At 40.2% G+C, this 16,658-nt stretch carries 15 protein-coding genes; 9 read left to right on the forward strand and 6 right to left on the reverse strand.

Annotated elements, in window-relative coordinates; all coding sequences use genetic code 11:
* Positions 1-194 precede the first annotated feature (194 nt).
* A complete protein-coding gene (locus LC608_RS25530) occupies positions 195-536 on the reverse strand; it encodes a hypothetical protein (protein ID WP_229556314.1) in 342 nt (113 codons plus the stop codon).
* Between the two features lie 649 nt (positions 537-1,185).
* Here LC608_RS25530 and LC608_RS25535 point away from each other — a divergent pair.
* The gene (locus LC608_RS25535; protein ID WP_229556245.1) at positions 1,186-2,127 is read left to right on the forward strand and encodes a hypothetical protein; all 942 of its coding nucleotides are present in this window, start codon (positions 1,186-1,188) and stop codon (positions 2,125-2,127) included.
* Between the two features lie 40 nt (positions 2,128-2,167).
* Here the strand turns inward: LC608_RS25535 and LC608_RS25540 are convergent, their stop codons facing one another.
* Both LC608_RS25540 and LC608_RS25545 read right to left on the reverse strand, forming a co-directional pair.
* A complete protein-coding gene (locus LC608_RS25540; RefSeq protein ID WP_229556246.1) occupies positions 2,168-2,536 on the reverse strand; it encodes a hypothetical protein in 369 nt (122 codons plus the stop codon).
* Positions 2,537-2,680: 144 nt separating this feature from the next.
* On the reverse strand, positions 2,681-3,019 hold the full coding sequence (locus LC608_RS25545) for a hypothetical protein (RefSeq protein ID WP_229556247.1): 339 nt from the start codon (positions 3,017-3,019) through the stop codon (positions 2,681-2,683).
* Positions 3,020-3,385: 366 nt separating this feature from the next.
* On the opposite strand from LC608_RS25545, the gene LC608_RS25550 reads away from it, so the two are divergent.
* A complete protein-coding gene (locus tag LC608_RS25550; protein WP_229556248.1) occupies positions 3,386-3,685 on the forward strand; it encodes a tyrosine-type recombinase/integrase in 300 nt (99 codons plus the stop codon).
* A 33-nt stretch (positions 3,686-3,718) separates the two neighbouring features.
* Here LC608_RS25550 and LC608_RS25555 read toward each other — a convergent pair whose 3' ends face one another.
* Together LC608_RS25555 and LC608_RS25560 are read right to left on the reverse strand one after the other, a co-directional pair.
* Positions 3,719-4,927: a PD-(D/E)XK nuclease family protein gene (locus tag LC608_RS25555; protein WP_229556249.1), complete on the reverse strand. Its 1,209-nt coding sequence runs from the start codon at positions 4,925-4,927 to the stop codon at positions 3,719-3,721.
* 58 nt (positions 4,928-4,985) lie between these two features.
* A complete protein-coding gene (locus LC608_RS25560; RefSeq protein WP_229556250.1) occupies positions 4,986-5,288 on the reverse strand; it encodes a hypothetical protein in 303 nt (100 codons plus the stop codon).
* Between the two features lie 1,889 nt (positions 5,289-7,177).
* Here LC608_RS25560 and LC608_RS25565 point away from each other — a divergent pair.
* The 5 genes from LC608_RS25565 to LC608_RS25585 all read left to right on the forward strand — a co-directional run bounded on the left by LC608_RS25565 (position 7,178) and on the right by LC608_RS25585 (position 13,984).
* Positions 7,178-7,720 (forward strand): TnsA endonuclease N-terminal domain-containing protein, encoded by a 543-nt coding sequence (locus LC608_RS25565; protein WP_229556251.1) that lies wholly within the window; start codon positions 7,178-7,180, stop codon positions 7,718-7,720.
* The gene (locus LC608_RS25570; RefSeq protein ID WP_229556252.1) at positions 7,713-9,962 is read left to right on the forward strand and encodes a Mu transposase C-terminal domain-containing protein; all 2,250 of its coding nucleotides are present in this window, start codon (positions 7,713-7,715) and stop codon (positions 9,960-9,962) included. The genes LC608_RS25565 and LC608_RS25570 overlap by 8 nt, the downstream gene beginning before the upstream one ends.
* On the forward strand, positions 9,946-10,995 hold the full coding sequence (locus LC608_RS25575; RefSeq protein WP_229556253.1) for a TniB family NTP-binding protein: 1,050 nt from the start codon (positions 9,946-9,948) through the stop codon (positions 10,993-10,995). Before LC608_RS25570 ends, LC608_RS25575 begins: the two co-directional genes overlap by 17 nt.
* A gap of 7 nt (positions 10,996-11,002) precedes the next feature.
* Positions 11,003-11,578: a TniQ family protein gene (locus LC608_RS25580; RefSeq protein WP_229556254.1), complete on the forward strand. Its 576-nt coding sequence runs from the start codon at positions 11,003-11,005 to the stop codon at positions 11,576-11,578.
* An 825-nt stretch (positions 11,579-12,403) separates the two neighbouring features.
* On the forward strand, positions 12,404-13,984 hold the full coding sequence (locus LC608_RS25585; RefSeq protein WP_229556255.1) for a reverse transcriptase domain-containing protein: 1,581 nt from the start codon (positions 12,404-12,406) through the stop codon (positions 13,982-13,984).
* A gap of 434 nt (positions 13,985-14,418) precedes the next feature.
* Here the strand turns inward: LC608_RS25585 and LC608_RS25590 are convergent, their stop codons facing one another.
* A complete protein-coding gene (locus LC608_RS25590) occupies positions 14,419-14,715 on the reverse strand; it encodes a hypothetical protein (protein WP_229475961.1) in 297 nt (98 codons plus the stop codon).
* A 234-nt stretch (positions 14,716-14,949) separates the two neighbouring features.
* Here LC608_RS25590 and LC608_RS25595 point away from each other — a divergent pair, with 234 nt between their 5' ends.
* Complete coding sequence (locus LC608_RS25595; RefSeq protein WP_308189921.1) at positions 14,950-15,090, forward strand: aldo/keto reductase; 141 nt, start codon at positions 14,950-14,952, stop codon at positions 15,088-15,090.
* Between the two features lie 163 nt (positions 15,091-15,253).
* Entirely contained in the window at positions 15,254-16,657 is a 1,404-nt protein-coding gene (locus LC608_RS25600; protein ID WP_229556256.1) for a Rieske 2Fe-2S domain-containing protein, read from the forward strand.
* Position 16,658: the final 1 nt, after the last annotated feature.

Consider the following 16,658-nt stretch of genomic DNA (forward strand, 5'->3'; position numbering starts at 1 on the left):
ACTCCACCCTAAGACAGCCCCCATCAGATTGAGTATCCTTAATGGCGCTGTAGGTGGTGACTGCCCGTAGTCCGAGTGAGGTGATTATGATGCCAGTGCTCCTAAACTGCCTGTTTGATGATTAGTGCTGAAGTTTAGCTTTTTTGTAGATTAACCCCCTTTAACGGCGATGTCTGTGACAAGCCGCCTAAGCGTTAAGCGTCTACGCACTCAATTTTAATGCTGTCGCTGATTATTTGATACGCTTCCTTGCCGAACAGTAACTTCTGTTCATGACAATGAGGACACCACCACGCGACATATTCTTTAGCACCTGTATTAGCCAAATGCTGCGCTAGAGCTATCTCTGCCTCACCAGAAGTAGTGGTGATTTCCCAGCCGACTCCAGACTTAGGACGGTCACGGGGAAGGAAGAATATTTTCTCTTGTTCTTTTGATTGATTTGTGTGAGAATGCTGGGCAGATACCGAAGCTAAACCACCGATAGCGATCGCTACTGTTAATAGTTCTACTGTCCACGCAAGTTTTAGATTCATGCAGATTCGGGTCTACACTGTTGTGACGAAGATATATTACAACTAGCAATCAACTTGATATGTTAATTTTTATTTAGTCAGAGCTTAATTTACCAGAAAAGGCAGAGGGCAGAAGGCAGGAGGCAGAAGGAATGCTTTCTGTCCTCTGCCCACGACTAAAAGGAGTAAGGGTATAAAGCCCCTCCCAAATCTTTGATTTGAGAGCTTCCAATTGGGAGGGATCACAATCCCCTTCCAATAGGTTCCTTCTGCCCTCTGCCTCCTGCCTCCTGCCACAGAAATCATCAACTCTCAACTCGCGCCACACAGATGTTGAACTCCTTGACGCATTCGCATTAAATTGTCTGGAACACACGAAGCTGCAACCCTACCCCCAACAAGATAGCCAGCAAGGAGGTTTCACATGAATCTTCGTGCCATTCTTTCAAGGGGGAAGAGATGTCTTAACCGAACGGTATTGAGGCGACTCCAGGTTTAGCGGGTTCTCTTTTTAAGATGTTTCATATTTGGTAGTGCTTTAAAAGTGCAAAATATAAAAAGTAACGAAAAACCCCAGCCTATTTGAAGGATAGGGTATAAATAAAAACTCTATTTTCATGATGACACAACTCAATATTGCTACGAGCCAATTTGTCCTGGAGGTGGAATAATGAACAAACCGCCATCTAGACGCAAGAAAGCTATCCCTGCGGCATCTGGGGAACCAAAGCCAGCGACTGACTCTGCTCCGGAAAATACTTCTATCCAAGACAACCCAGCCTCGGCAACTATCACGGTGACGGCTGTTGAAGTGAGAGAGTTGACCGACCAAGAACAAAGCTTACGCTTGCAATTAGAACGCCGTGTAGAACGTGCATTTTTAGAAGCGGGTCAGGCGCTGATGGAGTTGAGAGACAGACGGCTATACCGTTCCACGCACCGAACTTTTGAGGAATACTGCCGCGAACGCTTTGGTTACAGCCGTGATGCAGCGTACTTGAAGATTTCGGCTACTGCTGTTTACGAGAATCTCCAAAAGTTTTTGCCGACCAATGGTCAGCAAATTCCAATGCCGACAAATGAACGACAATTGCGGTTTTTGGCGAAAGCCGAGTTGGAACCGGCTGTGCAAGCAAATGTATGGCAACAGGCAGTAGAGCAAGCTGGCAATAAGATTCCATCCGGTCGCATAGTGAAAGATGTTGTGGATAGGATACGTGAAAGTCCGAAAGTACCCAATCCTTACCATATTGGTGAAATATGCATTCTTCTGCCTAAAGATGACCCAGACTTAAGAGGTAAAGGCGGTTATTGGGGAGTAGTTAGCCATGTTGAAGAATACAGTTGTACACTCCAGACCTGGGACGGCGACTACACCGTAAAAATCGAACAGATGAAATCACTAAAATTCCTTGATGAAGATTGCCAATTCATGGAGCAGCTATGTGTGAGGTTACGGCAGTTGCATCAAGTGGCTAGCCGTGAAGAAGCTGTAGATTGGCTGTTGCAGGGATTGGGGAAACAAGCTAAACCTTATTTATCTTCCTTGCAGGCGAAATTGCTGGCGACTGTGGAACGGGAGTACAAAATCGAGTGGAGGCAACAGAAATGATGTTGCAGTAGGAAACAATAATTTAATGCAACAAAGTTTACTAAACTCGTTTAGTTTCAAATATTTCTCGCCACAATTCAAATTCCGGACAATTGCACCAAAGGGTAACGAACCCATCAAAAAGTTTAGTTTCTGAATTTTTAACTCCCCTCGGGAGAACTTGGATCAAGATAGGAATATCCAAATCACATTTCCAATTTTCTATTTCTTTTTGAACTTGGGCAATAGTGTCTTGATGGAATCCTCGGTCGTTGTTGGAACACTGAATAAGTAAACATCCATTATCAGAATCTTTGACTCGCTTGATTGAGAAATTAATCTGCGTCCACATTGATTGGACTTCATTGAAAATATTAGGCAAACCATAGTGATTGCCTAATATTGCCTTTCGGCGTTTCGATTCACCCATAAGTCCCCCTCAGCAATACAAATTTTGACAAGGATGACGAAGAAGATAAAGAATCTTCTGACGAGGAGTAAGCTCAATAGCGCTCAAACTAACCTTCTGGGGGCTATTAACTACTAATACTATTGTAACGATAAATCAAGGGTTTCAAGTATTTTGCAGTTGCAAGGATTGGGGATTTTGCCAAACCTTATCTGTCATCCTTGCACGCTTTGCTGCTAGCGACTGTTGAGAGAGAGTACAACCTTGTTTGGAGACAGCCAAAGTGATGATATAGCTAGTAAACAAGAGGTTAATCCAACAAATCCACAATGCAACAATGTAATAAATAACCCATTGTATGAAAGCGGTAAGCGATCGCCCAGGCGTACCTGCCATGAATCGGTGGCGTTCGTCGAACGCGAGTGCGTCTGGTAGAGAAGACGTGCCGTTGGCATTGCCTCTCGAACGCGAGTGCGTCTGGTAGAGAAGACGTGCCGTTGGCATTGCCTCTCGAACGCGAGTGCGTCTCTGAAAGAGAAGGTATCGCTTGCAGGTAAATTCCTCTGCGGTATGGTATTTGGTTAAAGCAGGGCAGATATGAGTAGGGAATGAGGAGTGTCCTTAAATAGGCGCGTACACCGGACACTACCAGCGAGAATAAATGAGGCCACCGCCCCCAACTCGTCTACCTAACAAGCATTACAGGTAAGCGAGAATACCTTACACCAAGTGAGGTGCGAAGTCTTCTTGATGCTGCACTAGAACGTAAAGCTCGTTATTCCCACCGTGATTATACACTCATGCTGCTCATGTTTCGCCACGGTCTGAGGGTGGGGGAAGCTGTAGGGGCTAAGTGCGGTTTAAGGTGGGATGCACGCTCTGTGGGCCGAACGTCAGATTTTCATCACCAGGGAAAAGGGCAGTGACTCTGGGGTGCATCCCTTGAGAGATGATGAACTGGAATTGCTCAAACAACTCAGAGAGATGTTGCCCGATAGCAAATATATTTTCGTTTCCGAGCGTGGTGAGGTGATGTCAACTGATGCAGTGCGAAAGCTGCTTGGGCGACTGGCAGCACAGGCGGGGCTTGATATCAAGGTACACTGTCATATGATGGATGCGCCATGCCTATACATTCCAAACTGCCAGTATAAAATTTTACTAAGCTAGACTCTTGGCAGGAGCGATCGCTAAACTTTATCTTCAGGATTCAGGATGAACGGAAATATCTTTACAAATTATCTCATCTATATTTGTATTAATTATATTCTCGATAGTTACAAAGTCATTTTTAATAAAGTGCCGCCAAAATTCCTGTACTTTATTCATTAATTCCTCAAGATCAGCATCTTCATAATCTTTAGGCTTGAGAATAGATTTTGTATAAATAGTTGTCCATTTTGGTGTTAATATTTTCTTCTGGAAAGGAGGTATATTTTTCTGAGATATCTTATGTATTTTTTCGCGCATGGATTTATCCTCATTAGGACAAATTAGCACTTTGATTATTAAGTCTTGAGGATAATTTTCAAATTGCAAATGCAGTTGTAATTTATTGTCTTCCCATTTTTTAGGGATGATGCCTATGCATCCCTTAGCCCAAAAATATACAGATATTTTTTGAGAGTCAATCTCTCTATTTAGGAATTCGTGAATTCTTGTAGCAATTTCTGATTGTAAGTCTGGACGATGCTCAAAAATTAAATCTAGAGCTGGTTTATGCTTAGTATATATTTTACGGCAGAGTTCAGCGACTTCTGAATCACTCACAATATGTCTCCTAATTAATGTAGAATAATGAGTCATTAATGTGTAAATATCTGTACCAAGTGTAGATTTATAACTTATACAAATGCTATCGATTATCTCAGCTATTTTAGAATAGTTATATATTCTCCAACTTTTTTGAGAAGGTGGATCACCTACTGGTGTTAAATAAATTAAAATTGCTCGACAATCTTTAAATTCTTCCTTAACAGTCCTTTGATATTTTATTAATTTATCTATACCTTCTCCAGCGTCAATTTTATTTTCTATCGCACATACTAGTTTATTGCGCGGAGAGTGTATGAGAATATCAATATTTTGCCACTCGCGTCTAACATCAGCATCTGTAAAATCAGCTATATCTATATCAACGGGACTAACTTTTGTATACTTTTCGTCTGTAGGCTCGTACTCTTCTAACAGTACTCGCTTAAGAAATCGCTTGAGAAAAATATCATCAAGTCTATGGTTTTCAGATGGATTTAACAGAAATGCTAAAAAATTTGAATGGCGTAATTCTTGACGTACAACACCAATCGCTTCAAAAATATTAAATTGAGCGAGTTTTAACTCCAGTTTTTCTAAATCTTCATTATCAACAATCAAACTTTCCAGCAATGCTCGTTCTGTGGGGGGTATTGTCATTACTACTGAATTTTTTACTGGTACGACAGTTGTATTATTCCCAGAAATTCAGCAAAAGTTACTCTTGTAGATTAAGAAATATCCAACCAACAAACACATATCCCCAAGCCCAAAATATTGACTCACTGTTACTTGGCAGGCAACAAGCATCCATTGGATTAAATTCCATCCGTCCACTGCTCAACCACCTGCCTCGACAACCTTGGCTCTCTGGCTGCCACCAATCGTATAACAGTGTATTTTTATACCCTTGACTTGTCCACCATCCATATAAAAATCGCTCGACATAATCGTAAAAACAATGCCCATCGTCAAATTGACGATTAGGAATAATAATTGACTGCCCCCCATATTTTTTCATCGTTTTATAAATGACCTTGTGTAACCCTTATTCTCTCGTACTATATGGCGATCGCTAATTAGAGAAGTATTTCTCCAAAGCTTTATACTGTAATGAGTTGCAACCTGTCACTTAAAGGATAAGATGGCCGTTTTTAAAGGATAAAGTGGCCGCCCCAATCAAGCTGGAATGCTTATTTTTCCGTTGCACATAATCTACGGCGATCGCATTCAGATCTCTTAAACACTCTTCCCTACTCAGTTCTGCTTTGCGGTCACTTTATGCTTTAATTTCGGCCACTTTATCCTTTAAGTGACATTCAATCCAAGGCATAAGTTGTTCGATTGTGACAACTTATGGCTAAAGTCACAACAAGTGTCACTGTAATTATAAAATGAGCAACTTTGAAAGCATAAGTTGAGCAATTACGTAGCCAAAAGCCTTTATACTACGTCGGAAATTATTTATCGAAAACAGGTTTTGAAAGCAAAACATGAGCAAAGGTTCTGTTTTGCAACCCTAACCTGAGCAAACATATTCATGCCCAGCATTAAAACTTTGCTTAGGTATAGCTGCTATGAAAACCGAAATCGAGCAACAGAGTTACTTTCTGTTTGAGTTCACTGTCTCTACTTTTGTAAGCAGAAATTGAGCAACCCCCTTTGAAAGCATAAAGCAAGCAATTTGCTCAACTTATGCCTACAGTGACAACAAGAGCGATCACCCCGGCAACACAAAATAAAATACCCTTATCTTTTATCCGATATAATCTACGATAAAGATACTCTCCCCCCAGACACTACACTTTCACCAACATGTTGTCGGTTTGCAGACTAAATGAAATTCGTGCGGACTAAGTGAAATTTCATTGCAGACTAATTGAAAATCTACTTGTGTAACCCTGATTCTTTCGTAGTCCCAGAGCGATCGCTATAATCAAAGTTTTGCTTAAAGCCTATGTGCAGTAATGAATTGGGACGTTTTATGTCCATTTTGTGGAAAATTTCATTTAGTCTGTGAATTTAGGGGGAAAATTTCACTTAGTCTGCAAAAAAATTTCATTTAGTCTGCAACAAAGGTTGCCCAAACCCTTATTTGTGTGTGGGTTCGCAGATAAGATGAAATTTGAACAACGGAGTTATAGGGGTTCCAGGCGACGGAATTCGCGCATAAAGTGAAATCGATTGTGGTGTAAGCGTTTGAGGCTCTTAGCGAATTCGCACATCAAGTGAAATTTTCTGACTTTGATTTAACGAAAGCCCAAATGCTTTTAAAAGTGTACTTTTCAAGTGCGATTACCCGCTCTATGGAATTACCAATACATTCTTGATAAGAAGGTAGTCAAGTAGCTTTTGTGCGTAACGTTTAGGTTTTTAGGTATAAAATACTATGTGATTGTCAAAAATACTGTGAATTTCTGTGATTAGATGCAAAATTTCAATTTATGTGCGAATTCACTACCTGGCTCAAACGCTTATTCCATAATCGATTTCACCTTATGCGCGAATTAGAGAGGCTGAAAACCCTGTAAATCGTTCTCAAAATTTCACTTTATGCGCGAACCCATATGTGGGTTCGCAGATAAGATGAAATTTGAACAACGGAGCTATAGGGATTCCAGGCGATGGAATTCGCGCATAAAGTGAAATCGATTGTGGTGTAAGCGTTTGAGGCAGCTAGCGAATTCGCGCATAAAGTGAAATGGTGTAACTAATCACAGAAATTAACTGGACTTTATGTGAAATTAGGAACATTCAACATCAGGGATACTGAAAATCCCCTAGGAACGCAACTTGACTAGCTTGGCAAGAAAAATTACCAATACAGGCACGAAGAAAAACATAGGTAGATTCTTCAGCTTCAAGATGCGCTCTTTGGTTTGGTACGAATCTCTGAATGAAAGAAATTATATGTATCTTCTGGAAATTGACCCAGATGTCCTCTCCTACAAAACTCAACCCTTCAAAATTTCTTACATTTTAGATGACAAAGTACGGCGGTACACCCCGGATTTTTTAGTGCAAAGGCAGTCAAAACAACAAATTGTAGAAATTAAGCCAGCAACTTGGCTTGATGATGAAAAAAATGTCAAAAAATTTCCAGTAATAGCTTCTACTTTGAAGTCTCGTGGGTGGGAATTTGCCATGATCACTGATGAAATGATGAGTAGAGGCTCTCTGTTAAGTAACGTTAAACTTCTCTATCGATATGCCAATATCCTTTTAACACTTCAACACCTGATTATTTGTCATCAATATTTTTATTCAAAATCAGCAATTACTCTAGCGACAGCTATCAAGGATCTACAGCCTCAAGGGATTGATAAACCCATTTTATTAAAATTAATTTTTGGGGGATTTTTAAAAACTGATTTATTGGTTAAACTAAAGGATAATAGTCCTATTTATTTATCCTCACAGCCTATCTCGCGGGGAGGCAAGGAAAATGACTAGAGTCAGATTCCAAGAAGGAATTCACTTGTGGCTGCATAATCGTGAGTATATTATCCAAGAGAAAACAGGCAACCAATTTAAGTTACTTGAAAAATCCACTAGTCAAATTAATTCGCTAAGTGAAAAAGAATTAGTCCAATACTTCTTCACTGGTCAGTTAACTTTTCAAAATTCGGACGAAACTGAAATTGTTAATTCCTGGCAAGCAGTAGATTTTTCGGAAATTCCTGAACATCTGAAAGCGGAAGCTCAACGCAAAGAAAAATATATTTTAACAGTTTTAGAACAAAAAATATCAACATATACTTCTGCTTCCCTGACACCAGTTATCCAGCAAGTTGCCGAAAAAATTGAAGATAAACATCCCCCTTCATATATTACTCTTTATCGATGGGTAAAAGAATATCGCCATAGTGGTGGGAATATTCGCTCATTAATTCCTCAACATCAAGCAAAAGGTAACTTTAAGCCCAAAATAGCCCCAGAAGTATATCAATTAATAAAAGAAGTTATTAACGAAGTATATCTAACTCCTGAACGTCCTAATATTGCCAGTATCTATGATGTCGTAATTTGTCGGATTCTGGCAGAAAATAATTTAAGGAAATCAAACAGGCAAGCCACTCTCTCTATTCCTCATCGCTCCACCATTTACCGCCAAATTCAACAATTAGACACAATTGAAAAAATAGTTGGTCGTTATGGAAAGAGAACTGCCAGTTTAATGTATGACCCCGTTCAAGAAGGACCGCGGCCCTCTCGTCCTTTAGAAAGAGTTGAAATTGACCATACACTTTTGCCTTTCTTTGTTGTTGATACAGATACAAGAATGCCCATTGGCACACCCTCTTTAACCAGTGCTGTTGATAAATATTCAGGAGTTATTGTTGGCTATTACCTGAGCTTTGAGCCTTTCAGTTCGCTTTCTGTCATGCAGTGTCTACTCCATACCATTCACCCAAAAGACTATGTAAAAAACAAATTTCCTTCGGTCACAAAAGACTGGAATGCCTATGGACTAATGGAAATTCTTGTCGTTGATAATGGAAAAGAATTTTATAGCCAACACTTTCAAGATGCTTGTCAACAATTAGGGATAAGCATCCAATATACACCTCCTTATATGCCTTGGTATAAAAGTAGCGTAGAAAGGACGTTTAGTAGTTATAATACCCAGCTATTGCAGGGACAACCAGGGGCATTATTTCAGGAATTTACAAATCAATATGATTATGACCCAAAAAAGAATGCTGTGGTTTCTCTTGAAGCTCTACAAGAGATGATTCACATTTTTATTGTAGACATTCATAATCAGAAGTATCATTCTCAATTTTGTACGCCTAGAGCCGAAATATGGTCAAAAGGAATAGCTGAATGTCCGCCCACATTACCTCTAAATCTCCAGGATTTAAGAGTATTAGTCGGAGCCGTAGAAAAGCGAGTTATTACTAGAAGAGGTGTAGAGCTTTATGGGCTTTATTATAACAGTTCTGAATTGGCTAGACTACGCTCAAATTATGAAAAAGAAGACAACAGAAGGCAAGGTGGCTTGAGAGAAAGAGAAAAAGCCACTATTAAGTATGACCCCACAGATTTATCAACAATCTATGTCCTTGACCCCAATAGCCATCAGTTTATCGTTATACCAGCGATGAATCAGGAATACACTCAGGGTCTGACTCTTTGGCAACACAAAGTTATTAAAAACCTAGCAGCTATTGAGTCAAAAAGAGTTGATATTATAGCTTTGGCTTTAGCTAAACAGAAGATTCAAGAAATTGTGGAGCGTGAATGGCAAAAGTCTTCTAAAGGTAAAACGCGTAAATCGATGGCTAGATGGCTAGGGATTGGACGTGATGACTTAAAAGTAGATGAAGTTACATTTAACAATGAAAACCATTACAGCCCAAGCCGAAATAATCAGATAAAGACCGAGCAAGAATTATCAAATTTATTTAACCAAAGTAGTGAAATTGCAGGGATATCTGACTTAGGCAATCCTGATAATTCCTTAATAAACTTATTAGATAATCAACAAAGTGAACTCAAAACTCATAACCAAGAATTACTAAACAATTCTGATAATAAAATTCCCAAAACTCCCAAACGCCAGAAAAATAAAACATCCGTTAATCCTCAAGAGATAGAGAATATTTTTCCTTCTGAAGAATCTGTGATTGAAATTGATAATTGGGAGCCAGATTTAACTGGTTGGGAGGTGAGTATTGGTTTACCCAAATAAGGAAATTAGCGACGATGCAAGTAGCCAAGATATCTTGAAAATTAGTTTGGCCGAGAAGCTCCAAATTATTAATAACATTTATGTTCTTTACCCTCGACTTCAAGAAGTCTTAGCAGCTATAGAGTACTGTCACCATTTTTCTTTAGGTAAGTCTGAGCCAGAATGTATGTTTCTTAGCGGTCAAACAGGAGTAGGAAAAACTACAATCTACAAAGCTTATGCTAATAAATATCCCAGGCAGGTCACAAAAGATGGCACACTTGTCCCTATTTTGGCTGTAACCATACCTTCCCCAGCAACTGTAAAGACAGTAGTAACGAAATTATTGTGGACACTTGGCGACCCCGCTTATGACAAAGGTACAATTGGGAACCAAACAATTCGTTTAATTGGTTTGCTGAAAGATTGTAGAGTTGAATTAATTATTTTAGATGAATTTCAGCACTTTATCGACCGAGATTCAGAACGAGTTCTCAAAACAGTTTCAGATTGGTTAAAAACTTTAATTTTAGATACAAACTTGCCAATTATTTTAATTGGCTTGCCCGAGGCTGAAGAAGTTCTTAAACTTAAATCTCATTCTCAACTCAGCCGTCGCTTTGCCAATCGTCATTATCTTTCGTCTTTTGGATGGCAGTCCGATGGTGGTGCAGAATTTCGGACTTTTTTACATTTATTAGAGTCAAAGCTACCTCTAGCTCAAACCTCCAATTTATCCGAGGTATATACAGCAAGAAGGCTTTACTATGCATCAGATGGAATCATGGCTCATGTGATGAAGCTAGTTCGGTATGGCACTTATTTAACTCTTAATAAAAATCAAGAAAAACTTGATTTAAATATTTTAGCAGCAGCTTTTGAAAAGTTTGTTCAAGCTGATAAACCTGAAAAAAATAATCCTTTTCTCACTGATAAATTTGAGATTGAGCCACTTCACTCTGCAACTCTAGACTTAGAAGTTGGCGGGACTAATAAACGCCTAAAATCTAAATATAAAGACTTAAGAGCCTCTCAAATATTAAGGAATTCTTGAAGAATAAATGCATAATCGAGTGCTGCTACGAACTCCAACTCCCTATGAAGATGAAAGTCTAGCTGGTTATCTAATTCGATTAAACGAAAGTAATTATTACTCTTCACCTAAGTGGATTTTGCAGCTAGCAGGTTTACATATTAATTGCAGAATTCCTCTCACTAACAGTCTTTATGAGCCTTCAACTTTGAGTCAGGTTATTCAGGTGAGCGATGAACAGCTCAAGGTAATGGCTTCTCTTCCTAATCAATTAGTTGGAGATGTTAATTCTCAGCAATACGCTATTTATAAGTATGCTAAAAAACTATGCCCACATTGTTTAACTGAATCTGCTTATTGCCGCAAAATTTGGGATTGGGATCTAGTCACAGCTTGTTATATACATCAATGTGTACTGATGAAAAAATGCTCTAGTTGCCACAAAAATATTCAGTGGTCTAGACCCGCAGTCACTCGTTGTCGATGTGGTTTCGATTTTCGTACAGGGCTTGCACAAACAGCTACCTTTCACCAAGTTAATCTGTCTGCATACTTATCCTCTTTGGAGAAAAGCCTTGCTACCGTGCAGATTAGCAAGGATTAAAATTTATGTGTAAGATGCCTCAAATTATAGTTTTGGAGTTTTGCTTCGCAAATTTCACTTTATGTGCGAATTCGCTACTTGCCTCAAACGCTTACACCACAATCGATTTCACTTTATGCGCGAATTCCATCGCCTGGAATCCCTATAGCTCCGTTGTTCAAATTTCATCTTATCTGCGAACCCACATATTCTTGCGTTAAAAAAATTTCACTTAGTCTGCAAACCCACAATGTGATCGCGGGGTGCATGTTGGCAACGGAATAAAGTGCGATTCGTTGATTAGTGAATCACGGTGTAAGTCCGTACATAACTAATCCAACCTGACAGCAGATTACTGTCATTAAAGGTTGAACTCTCGGTTTGATGTAGGTGTAAGCCCTACCATTCAGACTCAGAATTGACTCCTTATCTGCCCACACCGAACAAGCTCGTTTCTTGTAGAGTGAAGCTGGGAACAGGGCGCAATCAGACAGCCGTTACGGGCTGACACTGGCGCTAATAGGGAGTTCCCAAGATGAAACAGAGCCTAGAAAAGCGACTTACGTTGAGGCAGGGCGTAACACAAAAACCCCTGACCATACTGGAGATAATTCCCGCCGTACATTTTTATTTAGAAATGGCAAGAGTCCAGGGAATCTAGTAGTTGAATTGGCTACATCTAACGGAACAATCAATCTCACCGAGGGAACGAATAAAAACGAGTTGTGAGTCCTGGGGAAGTCGAACCCCAGGTAGGTAAGACGGGATACGGAACTCTCACAAGTCGGGTAGGACAGACCGTAATTGGTCTGAGGTGTTCAGAATACATTAACTAGAGAAGAGAAAATGATTAGACACAGTAGACATACTAGTGAATCTTGGAAAGCTCTACCGTGGAAGAAATTCCGCCGTAACCTTTTCCGCCTTCAAAAGCGCGTGTACAAAGCGGTTCAAGTTGGAAACAAGCGGAAAGCTCGGTCACTCCAAAAGCTTATTCTAAAATCTACCTCGGCTCGATTTCTTGCAATAAGACAAGTATCTCAGCTAAATGCTGGTAAAAAGACGGCTGGTATCGATGGTAAAAAATTCCTCACCTTTAGCGAACGCTTCCACCTGGAAGAATGGTTAAGAGTGAATAGCGGAGATTGGAAACATCTTGGCTTACGGGAAATCCCCATCCCCAAAAAGGACGGGACTACCAGAATGCTTAAAATACCAACCATAGCGGATAGAGCTTGGCAATGCCTTGCAAAATATGCTCTGGAAGCCGCCCACGAAGCAACTTTCCACGCTAGGAGTTACGGGTTCAGACCTGGGCGCTCTGCCCATGATGCACAAAGGTACATCTTTAATAACCTACGCTCCTACGCCAACGGAATAGATAAACGAATAATCGAACTCGATATCGAAAAATGCTTTGACCGGATTAACCACTCAACAATCATGGACGAACTCATCGCCCCCAAAGGCTTAAAACTCGGTATATTCCGATACCTCAAGGCAAGAGTTAACCCACAATTCCCCGAACAGGGTACACCTCAAGGGGGAGTAGTCAGCCCATTACTAGCCAATATCGCACTCAACGGGATTGAAAGTATCCACAGATACCACCTAGAGTATAAACGCGGCAAAAGAATAACAAACAAGACCTCTATAGGGAGCATTGCCGAGCCATCAATCCGTTATGCGGATGACATGGTTATTATACTCCGTCCCGAAGATGATGCGACAGAGATACTTGAAAGAATCGCCGAATTTCTCCGTATTCGCGGGATGAATGTAAGCCAAAAGAAAACCAAAGTTACCGCCACGACAGACGGGTTTGATTTCCTTGGCTGGAACTTCAAAGTTCAGAGCAATGGAAAGCTTAGAAGTACTCCCTCAGTGGATAACTTTAAAGCATTCCGTAAGAAAGTAAAACACGTCGTCAACAACTCGAATTATGGTTCTATCATTAAAGCTGAGAAATTAGCCCCGATAGTTAGAGGCTGGAGAAATTACCACAAGCATTGTGATATGAACGGGTCAAAGCATTCGCTTTGGTTTATGAGTCACAGAGCATACACGGTATTTAACAAGGAAACAAAGCAAAACCGCTATTCGAGCGAAAAGCTCATAAAGAAAGCATTTCCAACGGTTCCTACCTCCGAAAATAAACACGTCATGGTTCAGGGTACAAAATCCCCCTATGACGGAGATACAGCCTACTGGAGCGAACGTAATAGTAAGCTCTACGACGGTGAAACCTCTATTGCTCTTAAGAAGCAAAACTATAGATGTGCTTCCTGCGGGTTGAAATTCATTGATGAGGGACGGGTACACCTGCACCACATTGATGAAAATCATGCCAACTGGAAAAAGAATAATCTAGAGGCAATCCACGAAAGTTGTCACGATTACAAGCACATGAGCAAAAGCGTAAGCTAAGAACATCGGGAGCCGTATGTGATGAAAGTCACAAGTACGGATCTAACTGAGAGGTGCGGGAGATAATACTCCCCATCGACTCAACCAACTATTGCGCTGCCGATAAATTTTGTTTGTCTTGGTATCGTCTTTGATGCGTCATCCAAGCGATAACCATTTACAGGGTGCTAATTTCCAGTTATAGTTAGCCGTAACTTATTATAGGCACAATGCAACTATAACTTTGACTGAGTGCAAAGATAGTTTACAAAAGTTGCTCAGGCGGTTGCCATAATATTGGTTCAGCGAAGAGACAGAGGCATTGCTGCCGAAGAATGCATTCGGGAAAACTTTTCTCCCTGAAGCGGTTCCTGTCCCTCAATTTCTAAGATTCGGATCATGGATAACTGCAACCGCCTTGATGCAGAACCGTCTGGGAATACAAATTGTCTGCTTTAATTACAAAAATCATCTACTCGAATATCCCGCCAGACATCAGACACTTGCCAGCCAGAGTTGCCAATAGACTGTACTGGAGGATTGTCAAGGTGCGGAATATAATCAGGAACTCTTGATTCAGGAGCGACTACTGATTTCTCCTCAAGCTCAACCACAGGGGCAGTAGAATTGTCAGTATTAGCTTCAAGAAGAAGTTGGTCTTCTGCTTCTTCGATCAACTTCATCTGTTTCAGAGTAAGCTTGTCGGATTTTTTGATGATCTTCTTAGTATCTGTATCATTAGAAGTTTTCATTGGCTGTTCCCTTGAAGGCATTGGCTTAAAATTTGTCTGAGTAAATTTGGGAGAAGTTAGGTATAAATAATTTGCACGGAATTAACAAGGTACACCAAATCGATGGAAAATACGAGTCCCTTGCAGAAGAATTTATTAATTGGACATAAATATCTTTTTCGGGCAGATGCCTAAAAGCGATCGCAGTAGGATCATTGTCTAGAAGTCAAAATTCTTTTGGGTTTTTGACATACGTTGACCTGTACCAATGCCATCGCTACGATCCAAAATACGCCTTTAGAAGAAACCATGACGGCACTCGCTGAGGTAGTGCGTCAGGGAAAAGCTCGTTACATCGGCTTTAGCGAATGGAAAAAGTTTTTGCCAAAAAGCTAGGGCTTTTGCTCTATAAGGAGAACCAAGTTCTTAATTTTGGATAAAGTCGAGCTTAGTGGTTATTCATAAAATCAAAAATGGAAATGCGATCGCCATACAGCCAATGTTCATACTAGCTAAAATAAATCTGAGAGTAGGCAATAAAAATTAATAAACATCAAAAATGTCTGAGAAAGAAGTTAATGTCAGAGATAGTTTTCACTCAAAACAGCCTGGGGGCGGCAGCGATCCGAATAGTTTTGATTGTAAAGAAACATGGTATCCCATCCATTACCTAGAGGACTTAGACAAATCAAAACCAACGCCTTTTACAGTGCTGGGGAGAAATATTGTAATTTGGTGGGATAGACTTGCCCAATCTTGGAGAAGCTTTGAAGACCAGTGTCCTCATCGTTTAGCACCGTTGTCTGAAGGCAGGATTAGTGACGATGGGCTTTTGGAATGTCCCTATCACGGTTGGGCTTTTTCTGGAGATGGAAATTGTCAAAGGATTCCTCAACAAGTTATAGGTGGAACAGCAGAGACGTCAAAACGAGCTTGTGTGGCATCATTACCAATTATTGAAAAGCAAGGACTACTGTTTGTATACGTTGGTGAATATGAAAATGCTGCCAAAACCGAAGTCCCAATAATTGAACCATTAGAAGAATCTCCTGAAGGATGGGTTGTAATTAATACATTTAGAGATGTACCTTATGATGCATTAACACTATTAGAAAATATACTAGACCCTAGCCACATATCGTTTACACATCATAAAACGGTAGGAAATAGGGCAAATGCAGCACCTTTGGAACTTGAAGTGATTGAATCTGGGAAACATGGATTCAAAGGGATTTGGAAACAAGGTTTGAAACCAGGGCAATCAGGAGATTTGTCTACAACCTTCGTCGCTCCAAGTTTAATGTGGCATGACATCAACTCCCAGCGTGGTAGAATTCTAACCGTTGTTTATGCTACACCCATACGTAAAGGAGAATGTCGTGTATTTGCACGTTTTCCTTTTAAGTTTCCTGATAAACTTCCAGGTTGGTTTATTAAGCTCAGACCGCGTTGGTATTACCACATTGGACAAAATGGTGTTTTAGAAGACGATCAAATTTTTCTCCACTATCAAGAAAGGTATCTTGAAGCTAAAGGAGGTAGCCCTAACTTTACTAAAGCTTTTTACCTTCCAACCAAAGCAGATAGTTTTGTATTTGAATTGCGTCAGTGGGTAAACCAATATAATGCTGAACCATTTGGCAAAGAGACTTTTTCTCCCCCATTGGCAAAGTCCGTGCTTCTGGAGAGGTATCATTCTCATACGGAAAAATGTGCCAGTTGTAGCTCGGCGCTTTCTATTATTGAGCGATTGAGATTTGGGAGTGGAGTTGCAACAATACTTACTTTGGCTTGGACTCCAATGCTTTTTTTATTTTTTCAGACAACATCAGTTTTAGTAGTTGTGATTGAAACTCTAGCTCCCTTAATCTTTGCACTAGCATGGCTCGGACTAAGTAAGTTAGTTATTCAGTTTTATGATGGACGAACCTTACCTCCACGAAACCGACCCGAAAAAAACTGAA

The sequence above is a fragment of the Nostoc sp. XA010 genome (assembly GCF_020829625.1).
Taxonomy (GTDB): domain Bacteria; phylum Cyanobacteriota; class Cyanobacteriia; order Cyanobacteriales; family Nostocaceae; genus Nostoc.

Excerpts from the sequence above, each read along its gene's own strand:
- LC608_RS25565 (WP_229556251.1), top strand. The coding sequence starts at position 7,178 with ATGTATCTTCTGGAAATTGACCCAGATGTCCTCTCCTACAAAACTCAA.
- LC608_RS25585 (WP_229556255.1), top strand. The coding sequence starts at position 12,404 with ATGATTAGACACAGTAGACATACTAGTGAATCTTGGAAAGCTCTACCG.
- LC608_RS25555 (WP_229556249.1), bottom strand. The coding sequence starts at position 4,927 with ATGACAATACCCCCCACAGAACGAGCATTGCTGGAAAGTTTGATTGTT.
- LC608_RS25530 (WP_229556314.1), bottom strand. The coding sequence starts at position 536 with ATGAATCTAAAACTTGCGTGGACAGTAGAACTATTAACAGTAGCGATC.
- LC608_RS25570 (WP_229556252.1), top strand. The coding sequence starts at position 7,713 with ATGACTAGAGTCAGATTCCAAGAAGGAATTCACTTGTGGCTGCATAAT.
- LC608_RS25535 (WP_229556245.1), top strand. The coding sequence starts at position 1,186 with ATGAACAAACCGCCATCTAGACGCAAGAAAGCTATCCCTGCGGCATCT.
- LC608_RS25560 (WP_229556250.1), bottom strand. The coding sequence starts at position 5,288 with ATGAAAAAATATGGGGGGCAGTCAATTATTATTCCTAATCGTCAATTT.
- LC608_RS25550 (WP_229556248.1), top strand. The coding sequence starts at position 3,386 with ATGCACGCTCTGTGGGCCGAACGTCAGATTTTCATCACCAGGGAAAAG.
- LC608_RS25600 (WP_229556256.1), top strand. The coding sequence starts at position 15,254 with ATGTCTGAGAAAGAAGTTAATGTCAGAGATAGTTTTCACTCAAAACAG.
- LC608_RS25580 (WP_229556254.1), top strand. The coding sequence starts at position 11,003 with ATGCATAATCGAGTGCTGCTACGAACTCCAACTCCCTATGAAGATGAA.
- LC608_RS25540 (WP_229556246.1), bottom strand. The coding sequence starts at position 2,536 with ATGGGTGAATCGAAACGCCGAAAGGCAATATTAGGCAATCACTATGGT.
- LC608_RS25590 (WP_229475961.1), bottom strand. The coding sequence starts at position 14,715 with ATGAAAACTTCTAATGATACAGATACTAAGAAGATCATCAAAAAATCC.
- LC608_RS25545 (WP_229556247.1), bottom strand. The coding sequence starts at position 3,019 with ATGCCAACGGCACGTCTTCTCTACCAGACGCACTCGCGTTCGAGAGGC.